22 protein-coding genes are annotated in these 22,779 nt (G+C 64.3%); 10 read left to right on the top strand and 12 right to left on the bottom strand.

The features are described 5' to 3' along the window. The first annotated feature begins 4 nt into the window (after positions 1-4). The 3 genes from H7F36_RS12060 to H7F36_RS12050 are packed head-to-tail and all read left to right on the top strand — an operon-like array spanning position 5 to position 3,295. Positions 5-1,930: a DUF802 domain-containing protein gene (locus H7F36_RS12060; RefSeq protein WP_187051053.1), complete on the top strand. Its 1,926-nt coding sequence runs from the start codon at positions 5-7 to the stop codon at positions 1,928-1,930. Next, complete coding sequence (locus H7F36_RS12055; RefSeq protein WP_187051052.1) at positions 1,930-2,604, top strand: OmpA family protein; 675 nt, start codon at positions 1,930-1,932, stop codon at positions 2,602-2,604. The genes H7F36_RS12060 and H7F36_RS12055 overlap by 1 nt, the downstream gene beginning before the upstream one ends. Next, the gene (locus H7F36_RS12050) at positions 2,597-3,295 is read left to right on the top strand and encodes a DUF2894 domain-containing protein (protein WP_261802251.1); all 699 of its coding nucleotides are present in this window, start codon (positions 2,597-2,599) and stop codon (positions 3,293-3,295) included. Before H7F36_RS12055 ends, H7F36_RS12050 begins: the two co-directional genes overlap by 8 nt. Here the strand turns inward: H7F36_RS12050 and H7F36_RS22400 are convergent. From H7F36_RS22400 to H7F36_RS12010, 8 genes are all read right to left on the bottom strand, one after another. Continuing rightward, entirely contained in the window at positions 3,292-3,966 is a 675-nt protein-coding gene (locus H7F36_RS22400; RefSeq protein ID WP_315971415.1) for an Lrp/AsnC family transcriptional regulator, read from the bottom strand. The two genes, H7F36_RS12050 and H7F36_RS22400, sit on opposite strands and share 4 nt — an antisense overlap. 85 nt (positions 3,967-4,051) lie before the next feature. Further along, the gene (locus H7F36_RS12040; protein WP_187051051.1) at positions 4,052-5,062 is read right to left on the bottom strand and encodes an XdhC family protein; all 1,011 of its coding nucleotides are present in this window, start codon (positions 5,060-5,062) and stop codon (positions 4,052-4,054) included. 23 nt (positions 5,063-5,085) lie between these two features. Further along, the gene (locus H7F36_RS12035; protein WP_187051050.1) at positions 5,086-5,760 is read right to left on the bottom strand and encodes a CoxG family protein; all 675 of its coding nucleotides are present in this window, start codon (positions 5,758-5,760) and stop codon (positions 5,086-5,088) included. Positions 5,761-5,791: 31 nt separating this feature from the next. Then, the gene (locus H7F36_RS12030; protein WP_187051049.1) at positions 5,792-7,048 is read right to left on the bottom strand and encodes a vWA domain-containing protein; all 1,257 of its coding nucleotides are present in this window, start codon (positions 7,046-7,048) and stop codon (positions 5,792-5,794) included. Continuing rightward, entirely contained in the window at positions 7,045-7,947 is a 903-nt protein-coding gene (locus H7F36_RS12025; RefSeq protein ID WP_187051048.1) for an AAA family ATPase, read from the bottom strand. Before H7F36_RS12025 ends, H7F36_RS12030 begins: the two co-directional genes overlap by 4 nt. 10 nt (positions 7,948-7,957) lie before the next feature. Continuing rightward, on the bottom strand, positions 7,958-8,749 hold the full coding sequence (locus H7F36_RS12020) for an FAD binding domain-containing protein (protein ID WP_187051047.1): 792 nt from the start codon (positions 8,747-8,749) through the stop codon (positions 7,958-7,960). A 28-nt stretch (positions 8,750-8,777) separates the two neighbouring features. Then, entirely contained in the window at positions 8,778-11,222 is a 2,445-nt protein-coding gene (locus tag H7F36_RS12015; protein WP_187051046.1) for a xanthine dehydrogenase family protein molybdopterin-binding subunit, read from the bottom strand. A gap of 10 nt (positions 11,223-11,232) precedes the next feature. Further along, positions 11,233-11,727 (bottom strand): (2Fe-2S)-binding protein, encoded by a 495-nt coding sequence (locus tag H7F36_RS12010; protein ID WP_187051045.1) that lies wholly within the window; start codon positions 11,725-11,727, stop codon positions 11,233-11,235. A 158-nt stretch (positions 11,728-11,885) separates the two neighbouring features. On the opposite strand from H7F36_RS12010, the gene H7F36_RS12005 reads away from it, so the two are divergent. Both H7F36_RS12005 and H7F36_RS12000 read left to right on the top strand, forming a co-directional pair. Then, the gene (locus H7F36_RS12005) at positions 11,886-13,112 is read left to right on the top strand and encodes a helix-turn-helix domain-containing protein (protein WP_187051044.1); all 1,227 of its coding nucleotides are present in this window, start codon (positions 11,886-11,888) and stop codon (positions 13,110-13,112) included. 107 nt (positions 13,113-13,219) lie between these two features. After that, complete coding sequence (locus H7F36_RS12000; protein ID WP_187051043.1) at positions 13,220-14,356, top strand: sensor histidine kinase; 1,137 nt, start codon at positions 13,220-13,222, stop codon at positions 14,354-14,356. A gap of 417 nt (positions 14,357-14,773) precedes the next feature. Here the strand turns inward: H7F36_RS12000 and H7F36_RS11995 are convergent, their stop codons facing one another. From H7F36_RS11995 to H7F36_RS11985, 3 genes are all read right to left on the bottom strand, one after another. Continuing rightward, the gene (locus H7F36_RS11995) at positions 14,774-15,139 is read right to left on the bottom strand and encodes a hypothetical protein (RefSeq protein WP_187051042.1); all 366 of its coding nucleotides are present in this window, start codon (positions 15,137-15,139) and stop codon (positions 14,774-14,776) included. A 121-nt stretch (positions 15,140-15,260) separates the two neighbouring features. Continuing rightward, on the bottom strand, positions 15,261-16,061 hold the full coding sequence (locus tag H7F36_RS11990) for a TOBE domain-containing protein (protein WP_187051041.1): 801 nt from the start codon (positions 16,059-16,061) through the stop codon (positions 15,261-15,263). A 145-nt stretch (positions 16,062-16,206) separates the two neighbouring features. Then, entirely contained in the window at positions 16,207-16,494 is a 288-nt protein-coding gene (locus H7F36_RS11985; RefSeq protein ID WP_187051040.1) for a DUF3297 family protein, read from the bottom strand. Between the two features lie 243 nt (positions 16,495-16,737). On the opposite strand from H7F36_RS11985, the gene modA reads away from it, so the two are divergent. From modA to H7F36_RS22465, 5 genes are all read left to right on the top strand, one after another. Next, positions 16,738-17,514: a molybdate ABC transporter substrate-binding protein gene (modA, locus tag H7F36_RS11980; protein WP_187051039.1), complete on the top strand. Its 777-nt coding sequence runs from the start codon at positions 16,738-16,740 to the stop codon at positions 17,512-17,514. A gap of 19 nt (positions 17,515-17,533) precedes the next feature. Beyond that, the gene (gene modB / locus H7F36_RS11975) at positions 17,534-18,187 is read left to right on the top strand and encodes a molybdate ABC transporter permease subunit (protein WP_187051038.1); all 654 of its coding nucleotides are present in this window, start codon (positions 17,534-17,536) and stop codon (positions 18,185-18,187) included. Position 18,188: 1 nt separating this feature from the next. Beyond that, positions 18,189-18,878, top strand: a complete 690-nt coding sequence (locus H7F36_RS11970) for a sulfate/molybdate ABC transporter ATP-binding protein (protein WP_187051037.1) — start codon at positions 18,189-18,191, stop codon at positions 18,876-18,878. 175 nt (positions 18,879-19,053) lie between these two features. Then, positions 19,054-20,115, top strand: a complete 1,062-nt coding sequence (locus tag H7F36_RS11965; protein ID WP_187051036.1) for an NAD(P)-dependent alcohol dehydrogenase — start codon at positions 19,054-19,056, stop codon at positions 20,113-20,115. Beyond that, positions 20,112-20,267: a TOBE domain-containing protein gene (locus H7F36_RS22465; protein ID WP_410003085.1), complete on the top strand. Its 156-nt coding sequence runs from the start codon at positions 20,112-20,114 to the stop codon at positions 20,265-20,267. The genes H7F36_RS11965 and H7F36_RS22465 overlap by 4 nt, the downstream gene beginning before the upstream one ends. A 208-nt stretch (positions 20,268-20,475) precedes the next feature. Here the strand turns inward: H7F36_RS22465 and H7F36_RS11960 are convergent, their stop codons facing one another. After that, positions 20,476-22,719 (bottom strand): NADP-dependent isocitrate dehydrogenase, encoded by a 2,244-nt coding sequence (locus H7F36_RS11960; protein WP_187051035.1) that lies wholly within the window; start codon positions 22,717-22,719, stop codon positions 20,476-20,478. Positions 22,720-22,779 lie beyond the last annotated feature (60 nt).

The raw sequence follows: 22,779 nt of genomic DNA, 5'->3' as shown, positions 1-22,779 counted from the left end.
TGCCATGAGCAGATCACTTCACTTCACAGCGTTTTTCCTCGGCTTGGCAGCCATCTGCTGGGTCGGCATCGGCTACATCGGCGTGAGCCCGCTGGCGCTGGTGATGACGCTGATCATCGGCGGGTTCTATGTGATGGGCGGGCTGGAGCTGTACCGCTTCGATCAGGCGACGTCCACGCTGGCACACGCGGTGACGGGCACCTCCGAAGCACCGGCTGGCCTTGCCGCCTGGCTCGGTCAGCTTCCCGCTTCGCTGCAGAACTCGGTGCGTCTGCGCATCGAAGGCGAACGCGTTGGCCTGCCTGGCCCGACGCTGACGCCCTACCTCGCGGGCCTGTTGGTGCTGCTCGGCATGCTCGGCACTTTCCTCGGCATGGTCGTCACGCTGAACGGCACCGGCACCGCGCTGGAAAGCGCATCGGACCTGCTGTCGATCCGCTCGTCGCTGGCTGCGCCGGTCAAGGGACTGGGCCTGGCTTTCGGAACATCGCTCGCGGGTGTCGCGGCATCGGCGATGCTGGGCCTGGTTTCCGCTCTGTGCCGACGCGACCGGCTGCAGGTTGCGCAGTTGCTCGACACCAAGATCGCGACGACCTTGCGTGTCTTTTCAAGTGCGCACCGGCGCGAAGAATCGTTCAAGCTGCTTCAACGCCAGGCCGAGGTCATGCCCGAACTGGCCGACCGTCTGCAATCCATGATGGCCGCGATGGAAAAGCAGAGTCAGGCGCTGAACGAGAAGCTCGTCGCTGGGCAAGACAGTTTTCATGGGCAGGCCGAGTCCGCTTACGCGAGCTTGGCGTCGGCCGTCGGCGAATCGCTGAAAGAAAGCCTGACCGAAAGCGCCCGCATCGCTGGTGCGACGATTCAACCTGTGGTCGAGGCCACGATGGCCAGCATCGCCAAAGAGACGGCCGCTCTGCACACCCATGTCGCGCAGGCAGCGCAGCAGCAACTCGATGGGCTGTCGACCCGCTTCGAGGCCAGCACGGCGAACATGGGCAATCTCTGGAACACCGCGCTGGCCGAACACCGGCGTACGAGCGAATCGTTGGCCGAAGACCTGGGCACGTCGCTCGATCGCTTCGCAGAAACATTCGAGCAACGCGCGACATCATTGGTGCATTCGCTGGGCGAAGCGCACGGCGATTTGCAGCACAAGGTTGCCTCGCAAGATCAACAGCGCCTCGCTTCCTGGACCGAGGCGCTCGCAGCGATCGCGGCCTCGCTGAAGCATGAATGGCAGCAGGCGGGCGCGCAAGCCGCCGGCCTGCAGCGAGAGATCGTCGAGAGGCTGGAGCAGACCGCTCGCGACCTGTCTGCCCAGACGGAAGCACATGCGAAGAACACCATCGCGGAGGTCGCGCAACTCGTGCAGACAGCCTCCGAAGCGCCACGTGCAGCGGCCGAGGTCATCGCCGAACTGCGGCAGAAGCTGTCGGCCAGCATGGTCGGCGACAACGCACTGCTCGAAGAGCGCAGCCGCATCCTCGGCACGCTCTCGACCGTGCTCGACAGCGTCAACCACGCCTCCACCGAACAACGCGCGGCCATCGATGCGCTGGTTGCGACATCGGCGGATTTGCTGGCACGCGCCGGCACTCAGTTCACCGACAAGGTCGACGCCGAAGCAGAAAAGATGGCCGACGTGAGTGCGCGGCTCACCGGCAGCGCGGTCGAAGTGGCGAGCCTGGGCGAAGCCTTCGGTCACGCCGTGCAGCTCTTCAGCCAGTCGAACGACAAGCTGGGTGCCCAACTGCAACGCATCGAAGGCGCGCTCGGAAAATCGATGGTGCGCAGCGATGAGCAACTTGCCTATTACGTGGCGCAGGCCAGGGAGGTCATCGACCTCAGCATGCTGTCGCAAAGGCAGATCGTCGAAGACCTGCAGCGGCTCGCAGATCAGCGCTCGCTCGCGGGCAGCGAAGCGTGATGAACGAACTTTCCGAAGGCAGCGACGGCGGGCTCGAATCGAGCGTCCCGATCTGGGCTGTCTTCGGCGACCTGATGTCGGGACTGCTCGGCGCCTTCGTGCTCATCCTGGTGTGCGTGCTCGGCATGCAACTGGAACTCGCGACCAAGCTCGAAGCCGAGGTCAAGCAACGGCAAGCGGAGTCGCAGCGCCGCGAGACCTTGGAAAAGGCGCTGGCCGGGCCCTTGGCTGCGGGCCGCGTGACGCTCAACAACGGGCGTATCGGCATCAGCGGCAGTGTGCTGTTCGCGCTCAACTCGGCCGAGCTGCAACCCGAGGGCCGGCAACTGTTGAAGAGCCTGACCACGCCGCTCGCCGCCTACCTGCAGTCACGCGACGAGATCCTGATGGTGAGCGGCTTCACCGACGATCGGCAGGTGCGCGGGGGCAATCGGCAATTCGCCGACAACTGGGAGCTGTCGGCGCAACGCGCCTTGACGGTGACGCGGACGCTGATTGAAGAAGGCCTTCCGGCGGCGTCGGTCTTTGCCGCGGCGTTCGGTGCAGAGCAGGCCGTGGCATCGAACGCGGATGCGGATGGACGCTCGAAAAATCGGCGCGTCGAGATGGCGCCGACACCGCGGCCTGCTGGTGTCAACAATGCAGCCACTGGCACCGCAAAGGTCCGTGAGTAAGGGCGTCGTCACGAGCGATGCTGGCGTGGACCACGGCGCCACGCTCGACGCGTTGCGCGCGCGTGGCGATCACCGTATTGACCCCGTGCGCTTCGGCTTCATCGAGGTTCTTGCGCGGCGAGCTTTGCTGCAGCAAGGGGCAGCGCGCCGCATCCTCGACGACAGGCTGGCGCAACTGTTGTCTGCTTATGGCGAGGACGTCGAAAGAGCGAGATTTGCCAGAGAGGCGGCGCAGGCAACAAGCGATGTTGCAGGCGAACTGCCCGGCCTGCCGGGTGCCCCGGGTTCAGGTTCCGCGGTTCGCAGCGCGCTTGCAGAACTGGCCGGTCGACTCGCACCGAAGGTGACCGGTGACGACGGCGCCATCGAGGGCTCGATGCCGCGCACGCTCAAGTACTTCAGAAGCACATGGTCGAAGCTCAGCGCCGAACGCCATTTGTCCCAGTCTCACGCGACGGTGCCAGACAATCCAGGTCCCCTTAATTCGCACCATTTGGTGCACCAGGCGCTCAAGTCGATGCGCGATCTTTCGCCGGGCTACCTCAGCCACTTCATGTCGCATGTCGACGCATTGTTGTGGCTCGACGATGCGAATGCCGTTGCTGCGGTGTCGAGTGCGAGTGCGCAGCGCGACGCGGTTCAGAAGAAGCCTGCGCGCAAAAGCTCTCGCGAGTCCAAAGGCGGCATCTAAAGATTCGCAGAAACAGTCTCCGCGTGGTTTCCGTTCCATGCGGACTGACCGGCTCCGCTGGCCGCGCTGGCTCTTTGCATCGCGGCATTGCCGGCAGCGATGGCGGCCTTCTTGCTAGGCAACGGGCCCATGGCAAAGTCGACGACAAAGGGAGTCTCTTTGGCAGGGGCGCGCCGCACCAGCGTCCAGAAAAAATGTCCGGGAATCGTCTCTTCAACAATCAGATCGAGCGTCTTGCTCATGTTCAAGCTCCAGTTGGTTCGAAGCCATTGGGCACGGCGGACGACATTCGCGGGAGTGCAAAGTTCACATCTGCGGGAAGTGCGGTGCAAAGCCGCCTCGGTCCTACGGCCGGGTACGCCTGGCCCTACAACGAAGAGCGTTGCATATGAAGATGCGACGGCGGGCTCGCCGAGCAGCGCGGCGATGACGGCGCGGGTCTGGTTACCTTCGACCACCACACTCATCCAGGCCTTGATGGTGGCGGGCTCGGCGGCGGGCCTGAGCCGCACTGAATAGCCGACGATTACCTGCTCGTCTTCGAGCTTGCGCAAGCGGTTAGCAATGGTGCCGCGCGAGACGCCGAGCTTCGCAGCCAGCGCCGCGGCAGTCATGCGCGCATCCTTGCGCAACAGCGAAATCAGTTTGCGATCGGTGTCGTCCATGGCCATGGGCGGCGTATCGCCCGGCGGCATGAACCTGCTGCCGGCTCACGCACTGCGCGCTTTCCACACCGGCAGCGTTCAGTGGCCGCGCTCAATCGCCGTGCAGCGCCTTCGCCAGCGCCACGTCGGTCTCACGCGGCAGCGTGACCGCATTCTTGACCGCGAGGATCTCGCCCATGACGCTCACCGCGATCTCCGGCGGCGTCTTGCTGCCGATGTAAATGCCGATAGGACCGCGCAGGCGCGCCAGCGACTCTGCCGTCTGCTCGAAGTGCTCGATCATGCGGCTGCGCCGCGCCTCGGCGTTGCGGCGCGAGCCGATGGCACCGACGTAGAAAGCATCGCTTTCCAGTGCTTCGAGCAACGCCAGATCATCGAGCTTGGGGTCGTGCGTGAGCGCGACCACACAGCTGCGGCGATCGGGCTTGAAGGCGGTCACCGCGTCGTCGGGCATCTCGGTCGTGATGGCGACGCCTGGCACCGACCACGACGACCGGTACTCGATCCGCGGGTCGCACAGCGTGACCGCGAAGCCGCTGAACTTGGCCATGGTCGCTAGGTATTCGGCGAGCTGGCCAGCGCCGATCAGCAGCATCCGGTACTCGGGGCCGAACGTATTGACCAGTACCTTGTCGTCGACGGTGAGTGCATCTGGCGACGTGGCTTCGGCCAGGCGCACCGCGCCGTCTGCCAGCGAAACGGTGCGCTGCATCAGCTTGCCCGATTCGAGCGCAGCGACGAGCGTTTCCAGCGATGCGACATCGGGGTCGTACTCGAGCAGCAACTCGAGCGTGCCGCCGCACGGCAAGCCGAAGCGATGCGCCTCATCGGCCGTGATGCCGTATTTGACGAGCGAGGGCGCGCCGCTCGGGATGTCTTCAGCCGCGCCGTGCGACCGGCTGTAGCGCGCGATCAGGTCGTCTTCGATGCAGCCGCCCGAGACCGATCCGACCACCGCACCGTCGTCGGCCAGCGCCATGATGGAGCCGACCGGCCGGGGCGACGAGCCCCAGGTTCGCACGACGGTCGTGAGCAGCGCGCGTTTGCCGGCGCGGCGCCAGTCGAGCAGCGTGCGCAGCACCATGACGTCGAGGTTTTCCATGCTGGACCCGTGTGGACTCGTGATCAGGGCGCGCTGTCGGGCGCGCCTTCCTGTGCGACCTTAGAAGCATCGTCGACAGCAGCCGCGGCGTCCTTGTCGGCCTTCTTTCCGAGCCCGATCTTCTTCATGAAGCCGGCCATTGCGCCCGTCTTTTCGGCGGGCGCGGCGGCGGCGCCGTCTTCGGTTTGTGCGGCCGGTGGCGGGCCGTAGCGGCTCTGCATTTCCGCTTCGAAACGCTTGAAGAAATCGTCGGCGGTCGACTTGGCGGCGCCATCGATCAGCCGTTGCCCCAGCTGCGCGATCTTGCCGCCGACCGTGGCCTGCACGGTGTAGCCGAGTTCGCAGCCGGGTTGCGCTTCGACGACCGCGGCACCCTCGGCGTCAGCCGCCTCGGTGCTCGACAACGGCCGAAGCGTGACGCTGGACGCGCCCTTGGCAAAGCCGGCCACGCCGCCCTGCCCCTCAAAGGTCAGTTTGTAGCCGTCCGGTGCAACGATGTCCGACAGCATGACCTTGCCCTGAAACTTGGCCGAAACCGGGCCGATCTTGAGGGCCAGTGCCACGCTGTAGGTGTTGTCGCCGGTCAGCTCGAACTTGTCGCAGCCCGGAATGCATTTCTTCAATGTTTCCGGGTCGTTGAGCGCTTCCCACGCCTGTTGCTGCGTGATGCCGAGGTGTCGGTTGCCGAGCATTTCCATGTGATTCCCTTTCGTTGTTCGCAGTCGGGCGCTAACGGCCCGAACGCATCAGTGTGGCGAGACTGGCGGCCAGTTCCTCCAGTGCGCCGAGATTGTGGACTGCCAGCATCGCGTCCGCATGGCGGTGCAGCACAGTAGCCCCGCGCGCCAGCGGAGCGTAACCGTCGAAGCGCAGCAGCGGGTTGAGCCACAGGAGGCGCCGTGAGTGTCGCTTGAGCCAGAGGAATTCATCTTCGAGCACATGAGGTTCGCCAGTGTCGAGACCGTCGCTGATCACCAGCACCAGCGTGCGGCGTCCCGTCAGCCGGCGCGCATGCAGCCGGCGCAGGGTGGCGAGGGAATCGCCGAGCCGCGTGCCGCCCGCGAAGTCGTCGATCGCCAGGCTCGCAGCGCCCAGCATCTCGTCGGTATCGGCCAGTCGAAAGGCCGGCGTGAGATCGGTCAGGTGCGTGCCGAAGGCGAACACGTCGCGCCGACCGGCACGTCGCGTCGACGCATGCAAGAAGGCAAGCAACAGGCGGGCATAACGCTCCATCGAGCCCGACACGTCGACCAGCACGAGCAACGGCAGCGGCTGTTCGCGGCGTGCCATGCGCGGAAGCCGCAGCATTTCGCCGCCTGTGCGCGCAGCCTCCTGAAGCACGCCGGGCCAGTGCATGCGTGCGTGCTGGGCGGCACCGCTCGCCACGCGCAGCCGCCGCGAACGTACCGTAGGCACAGGAAGAGAGATGTCGCGCGCAAGCCGCTCGACCAGTCGGTATTCGGAAGCGCCTAGCGCATTGAAGTCGGCGTGCTTGAGCAGGTCGCGGTCGCTGGCGGTCATGGCCGCGTCGAAGTCGACTTCGCGTTCGGTTTGCGCGGCCTTGCTGGGTTCGCGCGGCGCCGTCAGCGCCTCGCGAACGCGAGGACGCCGCTTCGAAGGTTCGGCTTTGCCCTCGGCGCTCGGCAACATCTGCGCCAGCAGCTTGTTGGCCAGCTCAGGATCGCGAAACCAGGCATCGAACAGCTCGCGAAACACCATGCGGTCTTGCTCGCGACTGACCATGACAGCTTCCATGGCCGCACACACATCGGTGCGCTCGTCGACGCCGACCAGCCCGACCGCTTCGGTCGCCAGGCCGATGCGCATGGCGTCGGTTCGCACGCCGGCGCGGCGCAAGGCTCGCCCGAACGCGACGATGTTGCCAGCGAGCTTGCCGCTGCGCGCATCGCCGAGTTGCGGAATCCGGCGGCTCGCGCTCTCCGTGCCCGCAGTGCCCGCCGTAGCCGCACGACCGCCCGGAATCATGACGTCGGCTCTTTTTCGGGGAGCAGCAGTTCGGTTGCCAGGGTGTGCGTGAGGGCCGCCACGTCGTCGCGTTGCTTGAACAAAATCCCGGCGGTGTCGATCACCACTTCCGGGTCGAGTTCGATCGTGTCGAGGGCGATCAGCGCCCGTGCCCACTCCACGCTTTCGGCGATGCCGGGCGCCCGCTGGAAAGCATTGACGAATGGTGCGCTGCGCAGTTTTCCCATGAAGGCTGCGACCTGCGCCGACAGAGCCTGGCCCGCCTCGGGGACCTGACTGCGCACGATCGCCAGTTCACGGTCGCGATCGGGGTAGTCGAGCCAGTGGTAGAGGCAGCGGCGCTTGACCGCGTCGTTGAGTTCGCGCGTCCGATTGCTGGTGAGCAGGGTGATGGGCGGCACTACGGCCCGGATGGTGCCCAGCTCCGGAATGCTGACCTGGTATTCGCCGAGGTACTCGAGCAGGAAGGCTTCGAACGGTTCGTCCGCGCGGTCGACCTCGTCGATCAGCAGCACCGCGCCGGGCGCGGGCGTTTGCAGTGCCTGCAGCAGCGGACGGCGGATGAGGTAGTGAGGCTGATAGACCTCCGCCTCCACATCCCGCGCCGCGCCGGAGGCTTCGGCTGCACGCATGTGCAGCAGTTGCGCGGCATAGTTCCATTCGTAGAGCGCCTCGCGTTGCTCCAGGCCGTCGTAGCACTGCAGGCGCAACAGCTCGCGTTGCAACGCTTTCGACAGCGCCTTGGCCAGCTCGGTCTTGCCGACGCCCGGCTCGCCTTCGAGCAACAACGGACGCTGCAATTTGAGCGCGAGAAATACAGCAGTCGCCAGCCGGCGGTCGGCGTAATAGCCCGCGAGACGCAGGCCTTCGACGACCGCGTCGATGGTGGGAAACGTCATCCCGAAGCGCTTAGCCGAGCGCCTTGGTCACGGCCCGCTGCGTCAGCACACTGATCAAGTTGGCACGGTACGGCGCGGTGGCGTGCAGGTCGCTGTTGAGATCGGTCGAGTCGATCTTCACGCCGGCTGCGGCTTCGGCCGTGAAGCTTTTGTTGAGCGCGTCTTCCAGGCCTTTGTGCCGGAACACGCCGTTGGCTGCGCCGGTGATCGCCACCCGCACACCGCTGTCGTACTGCGCGACGAAGACGCCGACCAGCGGAAAGTGCGAAGCCTTTTGCCGCAGCTTTTCATAGCAGGCGCGCTTGGGCACCGGGAATTTGAAGGCGGTGATGAGTTCGCCTTCTTCGAGCGCCGTAGTGAACATGCCGAGAAAGAAATCGTCCGCTGCGATCTCGCGCTTGTCGGTGACGATGGTCGCGCCCGACGCCAGGACGACGCTGGGGTAGCACGCCGCCGGATCGTTGTTGGCAACCGATCCGCCGATCGTGCCCATGGCACGCACCTGCCGGTCGCCGATGCGCGACGCCAGATCGGCAAGCGCCGGGTAAGCCGCCTTGACGTCGGCGTTGTTGGCGACATCGAGGTGCCGCGACATCGCGCCGATGGTGAGGGTGGCGCCGTCTTTCTTGATACCGGTCAGCTCTTTGATGCCGCTCAGGTCGGCCAGCTGTTCGGGCGCCGAAAGCCGCAGCTTCATGGACGCCAGCAGCGTTTGTCCGCCAGCCAACGGCTTGGCACCTGCGCTGGAGAGCTTGGCGGCATCGGCCAGCGTGGTCGGCTTTTCGAGGGTGAATGGATACATGGTGTTCTTCCTTGAATGACGACCGCGGTCAGACGACCGGACGGCCCTGGGTGCTGCCAGCCAGCGACGGTGTTTGCGGTTGTTGCGTGGGAGTGGTGCTGCCCTTTTGCATTGCTTCCCACACGCGATGGGGCGATGCTGGCATGTCGAAGTCGATCACGCCGAGCGGCGCCAGCGCGTCCAGCACGGCATTGATGACGGCCGGCGGCGAACCGATAGCGCCGGCTTCCCCGCAGCCCTTGGTGCCCAGCGGGTTGTGGGTGCACGGCGTGGAGTGGGTGGCAAGCGTGAACTGCGGAAAGTCTTCGGCGCGTGGCATCGCGTAGTCCATGAAACTGCCGGTAAGCAGCTGGCCGGTTTCGTTGTCGTACACGCAGTTTTCCATCAGCGCCTGGCCGATGCCCTGCACCAGTCCACCATGCACCTGACCCTCGACGATCATCGGATTGATGATGGTGCCGAAGTCGTCCACCGCGGTGAAGCGATCGACCTTGACCTCGCCGGTCTGCCGATCGATTTCGACTTCGCAGATGTAGGTACCGGCCGGAAAAGTGAAATTGGTCGGATCGTAAAACGCGGTTTCGTCCAGCCCGGGCTCCAGCTTGTCGAGCGGGTAGTTGTGCGGCACGTAGGCCGTCAACGCCACCTGCCCGAACGGGATCTTCTTGTCGGTGCCCTTGACGGTGAACTCGCCGTTGGCGAACTCGATGTCGGCGTCGCTGGCCTCCATCAAATGCGCAGCGATCTTCTTGGCCTTGGTCTCGATCTTGTCGAGCGCCTTCATGATGGCTGCGCCGCCGACCGAGATCGAACGCGAGCCATAAGTGCCCATGCCGAACGGTACGCGGCCGGTGTCGCCGTGCACCACGTCGACATTTTCGACCGGGATACCCAGGCGTGCCGCCACGACCTGCGCGAAGGTCGTTTCGTGGCCTTGCCCGTGGCTGTGCGAGCCGGTGAACACCGTGACGCTGCCGGTCGGATGCACCCGGATCTCGCCGCATTCGAACAGGCCCGCGCGCGCACCAAGCGCACCGGCGATGTTCGACGGCGCAATGCCGCAGGCCTCGATGTAGCTCGAATAGCCCATGCCACGCAGCTTGCCCTGCGCTTCGCTGGCGGTGCGTCGCGCAGCAAAGCCGGCGACGTCGGCCAGCTCGTTGGCTTGGTTCAGCAGGGTGTGGAAGTCGCCGGTGTCGTACTGCAGCGCGACCGGCGTCTGGTAGGGGAAAGTAGTGATGAAGTTGCGCGCCCGGATGTCGCTTTGGCTCTGCTTCATTTCCCAGGCGCAGCGCGTCACCAGACGCTCGACAAGGTAAGTCGCTTCGGGTCGGCCCGCGCCGCGGTAGGCATCGACCGGCGCGGTGTTGGTGAACCAGGAGTCCACCTCGACGTAGATCTGCGGCGTGGTGTATTGCCCCGCAAGCAGCGTCGCGTAGAGGATGGTCGGCACGGCCGTCGAGAAGGTCGACAGGTAGGCGCCGAGGTTGCAGTCGGTATGCACCCGCATCGCCAGGAACTTGCCGTCCTTGTCCATCGCCATTTCGGCATGACTCACATGGTCGCGACCATGCGCGTCCGACAGGAAGCATTCCGACCGGTCGCCCGTCCACTTGATGCTGCGGTTCAGTTGCTTGGCCGCCCAGGTCAAGCACACGTCTTCAGCGTACAGATAGATCTTGGAGCCGAAACCGCCGCCGACATCGGGTGCGATGACGCGCACCTTGTGCTCCGGCAGGCCGAGCACGAAGGCCGTCATCAACAGCCGCTCGACGTGTGGATTCTGATTCGACACGTAGAGCACGTAGTCCTCGGTGGCCCGGCTGTAGCTGCCGATGGCCACGCGTGCTTCCATCGGGTTCGGGATGAGCCGGTTGTTGACCAGATCGAGTTTGGTCACATGCGCTGCATTGACAAACGCCGCATCGACTGCCGCCTTGTCCCCGATGGTCCACTTGTAGCACTGGTTGTCGGGTGCTTCGTCATGGATGACCACACCGCTCGCCTTCTTGGCTGCATCGGCGACGCTCACGAGTGCTTGGTGCACGTCGTAGTCGACCACCACGGCTTCGGCCGCGTTCTTCGCCTGCTCGACCGTTTCGGCCACCACCATGGCGACGTGATCGCCGACATAGCGCACCTTCTTGATCGCCAGGATCGGGTGCATCGGCTCCTTCATCGGCGTGCCGTCGGGGTTGTTGATGAGCCAGCCGCATGGCAGCCCGCCCATTTTTCCCTCGATGTCCTTGCCGCTGAAGATGCCGACCACGCCGGGCATCTTCATGGCCTCGGCAATGTCGATCGACTTGATGGTCGCGTGCGCATGAGGCGAGCGCACGAAGATGCAGTGCGTCTGGTTCGCCAGGTTGATGTCGTCGGTGTAGTTACCGGCACCGGTCAGAAAGCGGTAGTCCTCTTTCCGGCGAAGCGATTCGCCGATGTGCGGCAGGTTGGCAAAGTCGGGTGCGCCCATGGTGATCCCCTTATGCCGTGGCAGTGGCTTTGACCGGACCGGCGAGCATCGCTTCGCCGCCCATCTGGACGGCCTTCACGATGTTCTGGTAGCCGGTACAGCGGCACATGTTGCCGTCGAGCAGCGAGCGGATTTCGGTCTCGCTCGACTTCGGGTGGTAGGTGCACAGGTCGATGGCGCTCATGACCATGCCGGGTGTGCAAAAGCCGCACTGCAGGCCGTGGCACTCCTTGAAGGCCGCCTGCATCGGGTGCATGGTGCCGTCGGCTTCGGCAATGCCTTCAATCGTGGTGATGTCGGCTCCGGCGACCTGAGCCACCAGCACGTTGCACGACTTGACCGCCCGACCGTTGACCAGCACGGTGCAGGCGCCGCACTGCGCGGTGTCGCAGCCGACATGGGTGCCGGTAAGGTGGAGATGCTCACGGATCGCGAACACCAGAAACGTATTGGGGGGTGCGTCGACCGTGACCGCGCGGCCGTTGACGGTGAAGGGAACCTGCATGTTGGCTGTCTCCGTGGAAGGTGATGGCTGAGGCGATGCCTGCTTGGGCGATGGCCGTGGTGAAGGCCGCTATGGCGATTGGCATCTTGGCCGCGTGACCTTACCCTTTGCCTAGGCAAAACCCTAGGCGCTTGCGCCCCGGCCGTGAAATTCTCAAAATGAAACAGATGCCTGCTTCCGTCCGCCCCGTCAGTCCCACTCCCCCCACGCCGTTTGATGCGTCGCGTACTGTCGTCATCGCCGAGGCGCGTCGCCACTGGATCGACGGCGAGGCGGTTTCTCGTGATCTGCCGGCCGGCGCAACGCGCATCGAACCGTGGATCACGCGGTCATGGCAGCGTTGCATCGACGCGGGCCAGCGGCCGCAACACCTCGTCACTTTCGATGCGGTTTCGAAGGCTGCGGCAAAGCGCGTCGCTGAACAGCATCACGCCCTGGTATCCGCGGCGCGACCCGTCATCGAACGCCTTTCACGCGCCATCGCCGACACCCGCTATTTCGCGATCCTGACCGACGCCGACGGCATCGTCGTCGACGTCGGCACTCTGCCCGGCGGCACCGATGCAGCCGACCGGCACGCCCGGGACATCGCACGCATCGGCATCGACTTGTCGGAGCGCGCGGTCGGCACCACCGCCATCGGCGCGGCGCTGGCCGAGCACGAGTCGGTCTGGCTGCATGGCGGCGAACATTTCTTCGACGCCACCAGCGTCTACAGCTGCGCTGGCGCGCCGCTCTTCGGGCCGGAGGGGGACTGCATCGGCATGCTCGACCTCACCGGCGTGCAGGTGGCCGAGCGACCAGAACTGCGGCACCTGGCTTCGCAATCGGCGCGCGGCATCGAGAACGCGCTGGTGCAGCGCCACCCTTGCGAACTGCTGCTGCATCTGGCGTGGCCCGGCTCGGCGGAAAACGAAGCGAGTGACGGCCTCCTGTGCATCGATGCCGAAGGCCGAGTCACCGGCGCCAATGCGGCCGCACGGCAGATGCTGCATCAGCCGCTGCTGCGACAGCTCGCGACGCTGCACTGCAACGACCTCTTCGCACTGCCGTTGGACATGCTGTTCGACGCGTCGCGGCGCGGCGATGCGGTCGAGGTGCCGTTGTGGTCGGGCCTGCGCATGCGGGTGCGGCCACGGCGTGGTGGACACGATGGGCGCGACCGGCCAGCGGCAGTCGGCGCCAGCGCAGATGTGTCGGCTGCGGGTCTCGATCGGCCACGTCTGCGCGATGTCGAGACCGCGCTCATCCGCAAAGCCGTGACCGATGCGCGCGGCAACGTCGCCGAGGCGGCGCGCGCGCTAGGAATCAGCCGGGCGACGGTGTACCGAAAGCTGTGGCACGGGAAGATCTCCGGGCGCGGACCGCGGGATCGAACAGACTGACCTTATGTGCGGCACCGAACACTGATCGCGCATCCCACCTCGTATAGTGGGCGGAGCGCCTTCTAAGCACGAGCTGCAGGTATCCCCAACGCTTTGTGCCCAGTGACATGGAGGTCCTATTGCACCGATTTCTTTCGAGTAACCGCGACGAACTGATCGCGAGGTGCAAGGACAAGGTGGCGCAACGCCCTCTGCGGGCCGCCAGCGAACGGCAACTGGCCCACGGTGTGCCGATGTTCCTGGACCAACTTACCCGAACGCTCGCCGCGGAAGAGGACGATGAACCTGCGCTGAGCATCGCCATATCGGGACCTTCGGGCGGCGATTCGCTGGCCATGTCGGAAATCGGTGTGACTGCCACCGCGCACGGCAAGGAACTGCTGGGACTCGGCTACACCGTGGACCAGGTCGTTCATGACTACGGCGACCTGTGTCAGGCGATCACCGACTTGGCATTCGAGCAAGACGCACCGTTTGCCGTGGTCGAATTCCGCACTCTGAATCGCTGCCTGGACAACGCCATCGCCGACGCCGTGACCGAGTTCAGTTTTCAGCGCGATGCGCAGATATCGACGCACCAGACCGCAGCCGAAAAGCAAAGGTTGGGCTTTCTGGTGCACGAGCTGCGCAATTCGCTCGGCACGGCCACCCTCGCCGTGCGGGCGCTCGAGCTGGGCAATCTGGCGATCGGTGGCGCAACTGGCGCTGTCCTGAAGCGCAGCCTATCCACCCTCGGCCTGTTGATCAGCCGTGCCACGGCAGAAGTCAGGGGCGAAGGGTCGGACCAGCGCCAGACGTTCTCTGTTGCATCGTTCATCGCCGATGTCGGGCTGGCGGCCCGGCTCGATGCCAATCTGAAATTTTCGATTTTTGAAGTGACTCCCGTCGACCCATTGCTTGCGGTCCTTGCGAACCGTGAGCTGCTGCATGCAGCGCTGGCCAACCTGCTGCAGAACGCCTTCAAGTTCACGCACCGAGACTCTGCAGTGACGCTGACCGCCTACGCTTTCGGGGAGCATGTCTTGATCGATGTCGAGGACCATTGCGGTGGACTGCCGCCGGGCGGCGCAGCCCGGATGTTCGTGCCGTTCAAGCCGAACGAAGACAGCCGGGCCGGTTTGGGACTTGGGCTGTCCATCGCCCGTCAGAGCATCGAAGCGGATCATGGGACGTTGACGGTCCGGGACGTACCAGGCTCTGGTTGCATCTTCACGATCAGCCTGCCTCGTTACTCGCTTCAATAACCATCGGCGTTCGCCATGCATGCACCGAGGGGAATGCATGAATGGACCGGGGCCGGCGATGTCAGCGATGTCAGCGATCCTCGCCAATCTGCACACGCATCTTGGTACCGGACTGCCGCTCTATCGTCAGACCCCCGAAGCCCACCCCATACGTCGTCGACGAATCACTCGGACTCTTGACCGAACGGACCGTCTGCCATTCCTCGGCAAGGTGTCGGGTCGACCCGGTGTACACCAGGTCCCCCACCTGCAATTGTTCGATGCATACGTCTTTAACAATAGCCAAAATCATTCCTTCCAGATGTTGAACGAAGTCGCGCCGTCAGCCTGTTGACCTTCGGTTGATTGCGACCCTGCACATCATTCAGCGCCTTTGGGACCTCAATAGCAACCTCGCTGTTCGCAAGGCGAAAGGTCCTACGCGTTGCACCGGTTGTCATGGCGCCGTCGATGAGCAATGGTGTACGCCAACGCACATACACACGTCGAGCGATGCCCAATACTCTGCAGGCTCGCCCAGGCGGCTCTTCGGCGCTTGCGCCGCTTCGCGCCATCACATAAAGAAGAGACATCAAACATATGACATTCGAAGGCATTCACCGTTTCGATCTCGGCTCGATCCGGTTTGCGTTTTATCCCGATGGCAACGATGGCGGAAGAATCCTCGCCGACATTTCGGAGCAGACGCTCTCGCACGTTTTTGGCAACCGGCTGGGCGGAGAAAGCTGGATCGATTTGTGCGGCCGTCACCGAGACCTGCTCGCAGCCGAAGCGTTGGTCCAATACCGCATCGACCCGTCACGTCCGATCGAACTCGCTGTCAAAGATTTTGCGGCGTTCCGCGGTGCCTCCGCAACGTCTACCGGGGTCAGTGCACCCGGCAGATAGAGTCCAGGTCCCGACTTCAAGCCGCCAGCGCGACGACCAACGACGCCTCATCGATTTCGGCGGTGACGCGACCGCGCACACGCAAACCGCTGCCCGTTCCCGCGAAGCCGACCAATTGCACGCCGCCGCTGAAGACGAGCGAGACTTCATCGCCCGACTCACCCCGCTCCATCGAGGTCACTCTGCCGTCGATACGATTCGATGGATGCGCCGCGGGCACCGCGTCATCGGCGCGGCAAACGCGGACTGCGGTCGCCTTGCACAGCGCGACCACCCGTATACCCACGACCAGACCAAGCAGTTCGGTGCTCTCACGGGTGATGCGCGCCGTCACCGCGGCATCATTGCCCAACTGCAAAACCACGCGCGAGATCGGACCTGTCGTGTCGATGGCCGCGACGATAGCGGGCAGTTGGTTGCGCATGCTGGTGCGCAGCGCGAGCCGGGTCACCCCCAGTTCCGCCACACGATCGGCATCGACGCCCGCCGCGATGGCACCAGCGCCCAATGAATTGCGCCAGCGCTGTTGCACGGCCGTGCGCGCCGCGTCGAGCGCCTCGGACAGTTCCAGCAATTGCACGCCCTGTGGTGTGAGCGAAGCACCGCCACCTCCCGCGCCGCCGACCGCGCGCTCCACCAGCGGCACGCCCGCCAGGTTGGTCAGCGTATTGATCGCCTGCCACGCTGCCTTGTAGCTCACCGACGCGTCGCGTGCAGCTTGAGAAATGCTGCCGCTGCGCCCAATGCCGCGCAGGATATCGATGCGTTTGTCGCTCTGGCTGTGGCCCAGGGCATCGGTGAAACGGGGGATCTTCATGCAAGGATTGTGCGGGTGACCGAATCGCTATGCCGTCCGCCCGACCTACATCAAGTCAGGCTCCAGACAGGTAGCGCCAAAGGACCGTGATCGCGACGGTGTACCGAACCGGGCTGATCGCGACCGACGCTGTTCGAACGAGCAGCTAGCGGTAGAACGCCTCGACCTTGCCCTTCAGCTTGATCAGCAGCGGCTTGCCGTTGCGGTCGAGCGCCTTGCCCGCGGGCACCTTGATCCAGCCTTCGCTGACGCAGTATTCCTCGACGTCGACCCTGTCTTTTCCGTTGAAGGTGATGCCGATGTCGTGGTCGAAGACGGCGGCCACGTGGTGCGGACTGCGCGGATCGATGGACAGGTGGTCGGGCAGCTGTGGCTTCTGCGTGGATTCGGTGGCGGTGGCGGTGGCGGTGGCGGTGGCGGTTGTGTCGGTCATGAATGTCGGTCCGGTTCCGGGTTCTTTCGAGTCTCTTCATTTTGAACGCGATTCGAGCAGGCTCGCTTTGCACGTTCTACACTTTCGCTATTCCACTTTTGCATAGCGCCGGATGAGTTCGACTGTCCGGCGCCAAGCAGTCCTTCTTGAACGCCGACCGACTCGCAACAAACCCTGCTCGACGCGTCGCATTGTTATCATCGTTATTCCATATCTGAATAGCGTTCCGAAGGAGCTGCTTTGATGAAGACGACGACCCGCCGCCTGACCAACCCACTGCGCACCGTGGTCCTGTGCACAGTGCTGCTGGCAGGCAGCGCCGCCTCCCAGGCGCAAGAGCTCGTGGTCTCGGCCGCCGCCAGTTTGACCAATGCGTTCCAGGCCGTCGGCCGGGCCTTCGAGCAGAGCAAGCCGGGTGCCAAGGTCACCTTCAACTTTGCGGCATCGGGACCGTTGCTCGCGCAAATCCAGCAAGGCGCGCCGGTCGACGTGTTCGCGTCGGCCGACCAGGAAACGATGAACAAGGCCGCGACCGCGAACCTCCTGGCCGCGCCGACGCGGGTCGACTTCGCAGCCAACACGCTGGTGCTGATCGTGCCTTCGAACGCCAAAGAGACCCCGAAGCAGCTCAACGACTTGAGCGGCGCGACGTACCAGCGCGTGTCGACCGGCACGCCGGCCACCGTGCCCGTCGGCCGCTACACCACCGAGGCCATCGAAAAGGCCGGCCTCACCGCCACGCTGCAGCCCAGATGGATCTACGGCGAGAGCGTGCGGCAGGTGCTCAACTACGTGGCGCGCGGCGAGGTCGATGCCGGCTTCGTCTACCGCACCGACGCCATGATCGAACCCGACAAGACGCGCATCGCGCTGACGGTGCCGACCACCACGCCGGTGAGCTACCCCATCGCGCAGGTCGCGACCAGCAAGCAGCCCGCGCTGGCCGTCGAATTCATCGCCTACGTGCGCAGCGCGCCGGGCCAAGCCATCTTGCAGCGCTTCGGATTCTCCAAGCCCTGAGTGCGAAGAGCCTGCCCCTTTGCTCACTCCTCTCTGGCTGACGCTCAAAGTCGCCCTCATCGCCACGCTCATTGCGGGCGTGGTGGGTATTGCACTCGGCTGGTGGATGTCGCGGCGCCGGTTCGCCGGCGACAACATCATCGACGCGATCTTGATGCTGCCGATGGTGCTGCCGCCCACGGTCATCGGGTACTACCTGATCGTGCTGATCGGCCGAAATGGCGTCTTTGGGCAGTACCTCGATCGCTGGTTCGGCATCAACCTCATCTTCACCTGGCAGGGCGCGGTCATCGCTGCATCGGTCGTGTCGTTTCCGCTGGTCTACAAGGGCGCGCGGGCAGCCTTCGAAGAGGTGGACGGCCGCTTCGCCAACGCGGCACGAACACTCGGCGCCGGCGAGTTCGAAGTCTTCGTGCGCGTCGCGCTGCCGCTGGCGGTGCGTGGCATCGCGGCCGGGCTCATGCTCACCTTCGCGCGCGCCATGGGCGAGTTCGGCGCGACGCTGATGATCGCCGGCAACCTGCCCGGAAGGACGCAAACGCTGTCGATCGCGGTGTACGAAGCGGTGCAAGCCGGCAACGACCAGCTCGCGTTGTGGCTCACGCTCGTGATCTCGGTGGTGTGCATCACGGTACTCGTGGTGTCGAGCCGCTTGCTGCAAGCGCGGCATTGAGATGACTGCCTCGCTGCCTTCTATTGCTCCGGCGCTCGACGTCGATTTGCGGCTCACGCTTCAGACTGCCGAACGCGTCTTCGAGCTGCATTCACGCTTCACTTCAACCGCTCACCGCACCGCGTTGATGGGCGCATCGGGCTCCGGAAAATCGACCGTGCTGATGGCAATCGCCGGCCTCACGCCCTCGGTGCGCGGCCATGTGCGTATCGGCTCGCATGCGCTACTCGACTCGGCACGCGGCATTGATCTGCCAGCGCGCTCGCGCCGCGTCGGCATGGTGTTCCAGGACTATGCGCTGTTCCCGCACATGACCGTCGCTCAGAACCTGATGTTCGGCGTGCATCGACTCGGCACGCGGCCCGACGATGCGCAGCAGGAGCGCGTCGATGCGCTGATGCAGCAATTCGATCTGGTGCGATTGCGCGATGCGATGCCGCGGCACTTATCAGGCGGCCAGCGGCAGCGCGTGGCGCTGGCTCGCGCACTCGCGACGGAGCCGCAACTGCTGCTGCTCGACGAGCCGCTGTCGGCGCTCGACGCGCCGCTGCGCGTGCGCCTGCGCCGCGAGCTGGCCGAGATGCTCGACCGCGTGCAAGTGCCGACGTTGCTGGTCACGCACGACCCGCAAGACGTCGAAGCGCTGGCGCAATCTGTCATTCATATCGACAACGGGCGGGTCGAGCGGTGATCGTGGCTTTCAGCGCCTAAACCTTCTTCGCGCTCGAAGCACTCGCCACCGAGATCTAACGTCGTCCAGACTTGAAACCCTTTGCGAGCGCCTGTGGATCGAACGGCGTATCTTTCGACTTCGATTTTTCCAGCCGCGCTGTTTTGCCATTCCCCCCAGACTCCCGAGATTTTCTATGACCCTCACCCACGCCTACGCAGCCCAGTCCGCCACCACGCCGCTCGCCCCCTTCACCTTCGAGCGCCGCACGCCCACCGCGCGCGACGTTGCCATCGACATCCTCCATTGCGGCGTGTGCCACTCCGACCTGCACACCGCCAAAAGCGAATGGGGGCCAGCGGTGTTCCCGTGCGTGCCCGGCCATGAAATCGTCGGACGCGTGACAGCGATCGGCGGCGATGTTTCCAAGTTCAAGGTCGGCGACATCGTCGGCGTCGGCTGCATGGTCGACAGTTGCCAGCATTGCCAGCCTTGCGCCGACGGCCTGGAGCAGTATTGCGACAACGGCATGACCGGCACCTACAACAGCGAGGAACAGGTGTCGCGCGCCAACACGTTGGGCGGCTACTCCGACCACATCGTCGTCTTCGAAAAGTTCGTGCTGAAAGTAACGCACGACGAAAAAGACCTGGCCGCCGTGGCGCCGCTGCTGTGCGCCGGCATCACGACCTACTCCCCGCTGCGTCACTGGAAAGTCGGCCCGGGACACAAGGTCGGCATCGTCGGTTTGGGCGGCCTGGGACACATGGGCGTGAAGATCGCCGCGGCACTCGGTGCGCATGTGGTGCTGTTCACCACATCACCAGGCAAATCGGCCGACGCGCTGCGCCTCGGCGCCAAGGAAGTCGTGGTGTCGAAGAACCCCGACGAAATGAAGGCGCATCTCAACAGCTTCGACTTCATCCTGAACACCGTGGCCGTGTCGCACGACCTCGACCCCTTCCTCGCGCTGCTGAAGATGGACGGCACGATGACGCTGGTCGGCGCGCCGAGCACGCCGCATCCTTCCCCTGGCGTCTTCGGCCTGATCACCAAGCGCCGCAGCATCGCGGGCTCGATGATCGGCGGCATTCCGGAGACGCAGGAGATGCTGGACTTTTGCGCCAAGCACAACATCGTCTCGGACATCGAAGTCATCAAGATGCCGCAGATCAACGAAGCCTATGAACGGATGCTCAAGAGCGACGTCAAGTACCGCTTCGTCATCGACATGTCGACCGTGCAGGAAGCCCTCTGACGAAAACTAGCGCACGCAACACCCTCCCAGGCAAGATCATTTCGATCGTCCGTGGTCCAGTCACCACTGAAGTGACACTCGAAATTGCCGCCAGCGTCGAGCGTGATGATCGGGACCGACTGAGCGAGCGCTGGCCCTCGCTCTTGACGTGACGCAGCCCGAGCAGATTGCGGCGGTCGTGGCCGAAGCCACGCGCCGCTTCGGCCGAGCGGCGCGCTCGTCAACAACGCAGGCTATGGCTATCTTGCTGCCATCGAGGAAGGCGACGACGCTCCTGTGCGCGCCATGTTCAAGACCAACCTCTTGCGACTCGTCGACGTGACGAAGGCGGTGCGGACCGCCCTTCCCTTAAGGCACGAACTAGCTCTGCGCTGACGCCAAGGCCGCGTTGAGCGTCGCACTGGGCCGCATGATGGCGTCGCACTTCTTCGGATCGGCGAGGTAGTAGCCGCCGATGTCGGCAGGCTTGCCTTGCACTGCTGCAAGCTCGTCGACGATCTTCTTTTCGCCGTCGGTAAGGCTCTTGGCCAGCGCGGTGAAACTCGACTGCAATTGCTTGTCGTCCGTTTGTGCCGCGAGCTCTTGCGCCCAGTACATCGCCAGGTAGAACTGGCTGCCGCGGTTGTCGAGCTGGCCGGTCTTAGGAGAAGGGTTCTTGTTGTTGTCCAGCAGCTTGCCGGTCGCGACGTCCAAAGTCTTCGCAAGAATGCCGGCCTGCTTGTTACCCGTCTTGAGGCCCAGATCCTCGAGCGACACGGCCAGCGCCAAGAACTCGCCGAGCGAATCCCAGCGCAGGTGGTTTTCTTCCACCAGCTGTTGCACGTGCTTGGGAGCCGAGCCGCCGGCACCGGTCTCGTACATGCCGCCGCCGGCCATCAGCGGCACGATCGACAGCATCTTGGCGCTGGTACCCAGCTCCATGATCGGGAACAGGTCGGTCAGGTAGTCGCGCAGGATGTTGCCGGTGACCGAGATGGTGTCGAGCCCGCGGATCACGCGCTCCAGCGTGTAGCGCATCGCGCGCACCTGCGACATGATCTGGATGTCGAGGCCCGTGGTGTCGTGGTCCTTTAGGTAGAGCTTGACCTTCTTGATGACCTCGTTTTCATGCGGGCGGTACGGGTCGAGCCAGAACACGGCGGGCATGCCCGAATTGCGGGCGCGCGTGACGGCCAGCTTGACCCAGTCGCGGATAGGCGCATCCTTCACCTGGCACATGCGCCAGATGTCGCCCTTCTCCACGTTCTGGCTCAACAGCACTTCGCCGGTGGCGAGGTCGACGATGTTGGCAACGCCGTCGTCGGCCACTTCGAAAGTCTTGTCGTGCGAACCGTATTCCTCGGCCTGCTGGGCCATCAGGCCGACGTTGGGCACAGTGCCCATGGTCTTCGGGTCGAAGTTGCCGTTCCACTTGCAGAAGTTGATGATCTCCTGGTAGATGCGGGCGAAGGTCGATTCGGGCATCACGGCCTTCACGTCCTTCAGGCGACCGTCGGCGCCCCACATCTTGCCGCCGTTGCGGATCATCGCGGGCATCGACGCGTCCACGATGATGTCGTTGGGCGAATGGAAGTTGGTGATGCCCTTGGCCGAGTCGACCATCGCCAGTTCCGGTCGATGCTCGTGGCAGGCATGCAGGTCCTTGATGACCTGCTCACGCTGCGACGACGGCAGCGTCTCGAGCTTGTCGTACAGGTTGACCATGCCGTTGTTGACGTTGACGCCAAGCTCTTCGAACAGCTTGGCGTGCTTCTCGAAAGCGTCCTTGTAGAAGATGCGCACGCAGTGGCCGAACACGATCGGGTGCGACACCTTCATCATGGTGGCCTTGACGTGCAACGAGAACATCACGCCTGTCTTGTGCGCGTCTTCGATTTCTTTCTCGTAGAAGGCGATCAATTCCTTCTTGCTCATGAACATGCTGTCGATGATCTCGCCGTCTTTCAGCGGCACCTTGGCCTTGAGCACGATAGTTTTGCCAGCTGCGGTGATGAGTTCCATCTTCACGTCGCGCGCCTTGTCGAGCGTCATCGACTTTTCGCCGTGATAGAAGTCGCCGCGATGCATGTGCGACACATGCGAGCGCGAGGCCTGGCTCCAGTCGGCCATGCTATGCGGGTGCTTGCGGGCGTAGTTCTTGACGGCCAGCGGCGCGCGGCGGTCGGAGTTGCCTTCGCGGAGTACCGGGTTCACGGCGCTGCCGGTGCACTTGCCGTAGCGGGCGCGAATCGCTTTGTCTTCGTCGGTCTTCGGGGCTTCCGGATAGTCGGGCAATGCATAGCCCTTGCCCTGCAGTTCCTTGATGCAGGCCTGAAGCTGCGACACCGACGCGCTGATGTTCGGCAGCTTGATGATGTTGGTGTCGGGCAGCAGCGTGAGCCGCCCGAGTTCTGCCAGGTTGTCGGGCCGGCGCTGGGCTTCGGTCAGAAATTCCGGGAACTCGCCCAGGACGCGGGCCGCCACCGAAATGTCGCTGGTGGTGACCGTGATGCCGGCCGGCGCGGTGAATGCGCGGACGATGGGCAAAAACGCCGCTGTCGCCAGCGCCGGCGCCTCGTCGGTCAGCGTGTAGATGATGGTCGGTTCCGTCGTCGTCGTGCCCATGCGCGTGATTCCTTGATGAAGATGCGTAATTGTCGCTCTGTCGCCGAGCGGACTGCCAGT

Source organism: Variovorax sp. PAMC28562 (genome assembly GCF_014303735.1).
GTDB lineage: Bacteria > Pseudomonadota > Gammaproteobacteria > Burkholderiales > Burkholderiaceae_C > Variovorax.
The sequence above is the reverse complement of the archived record's forward strand: the minus strand, read 5'-3'. Positions and strand labels throughout refer to the sequence as shown.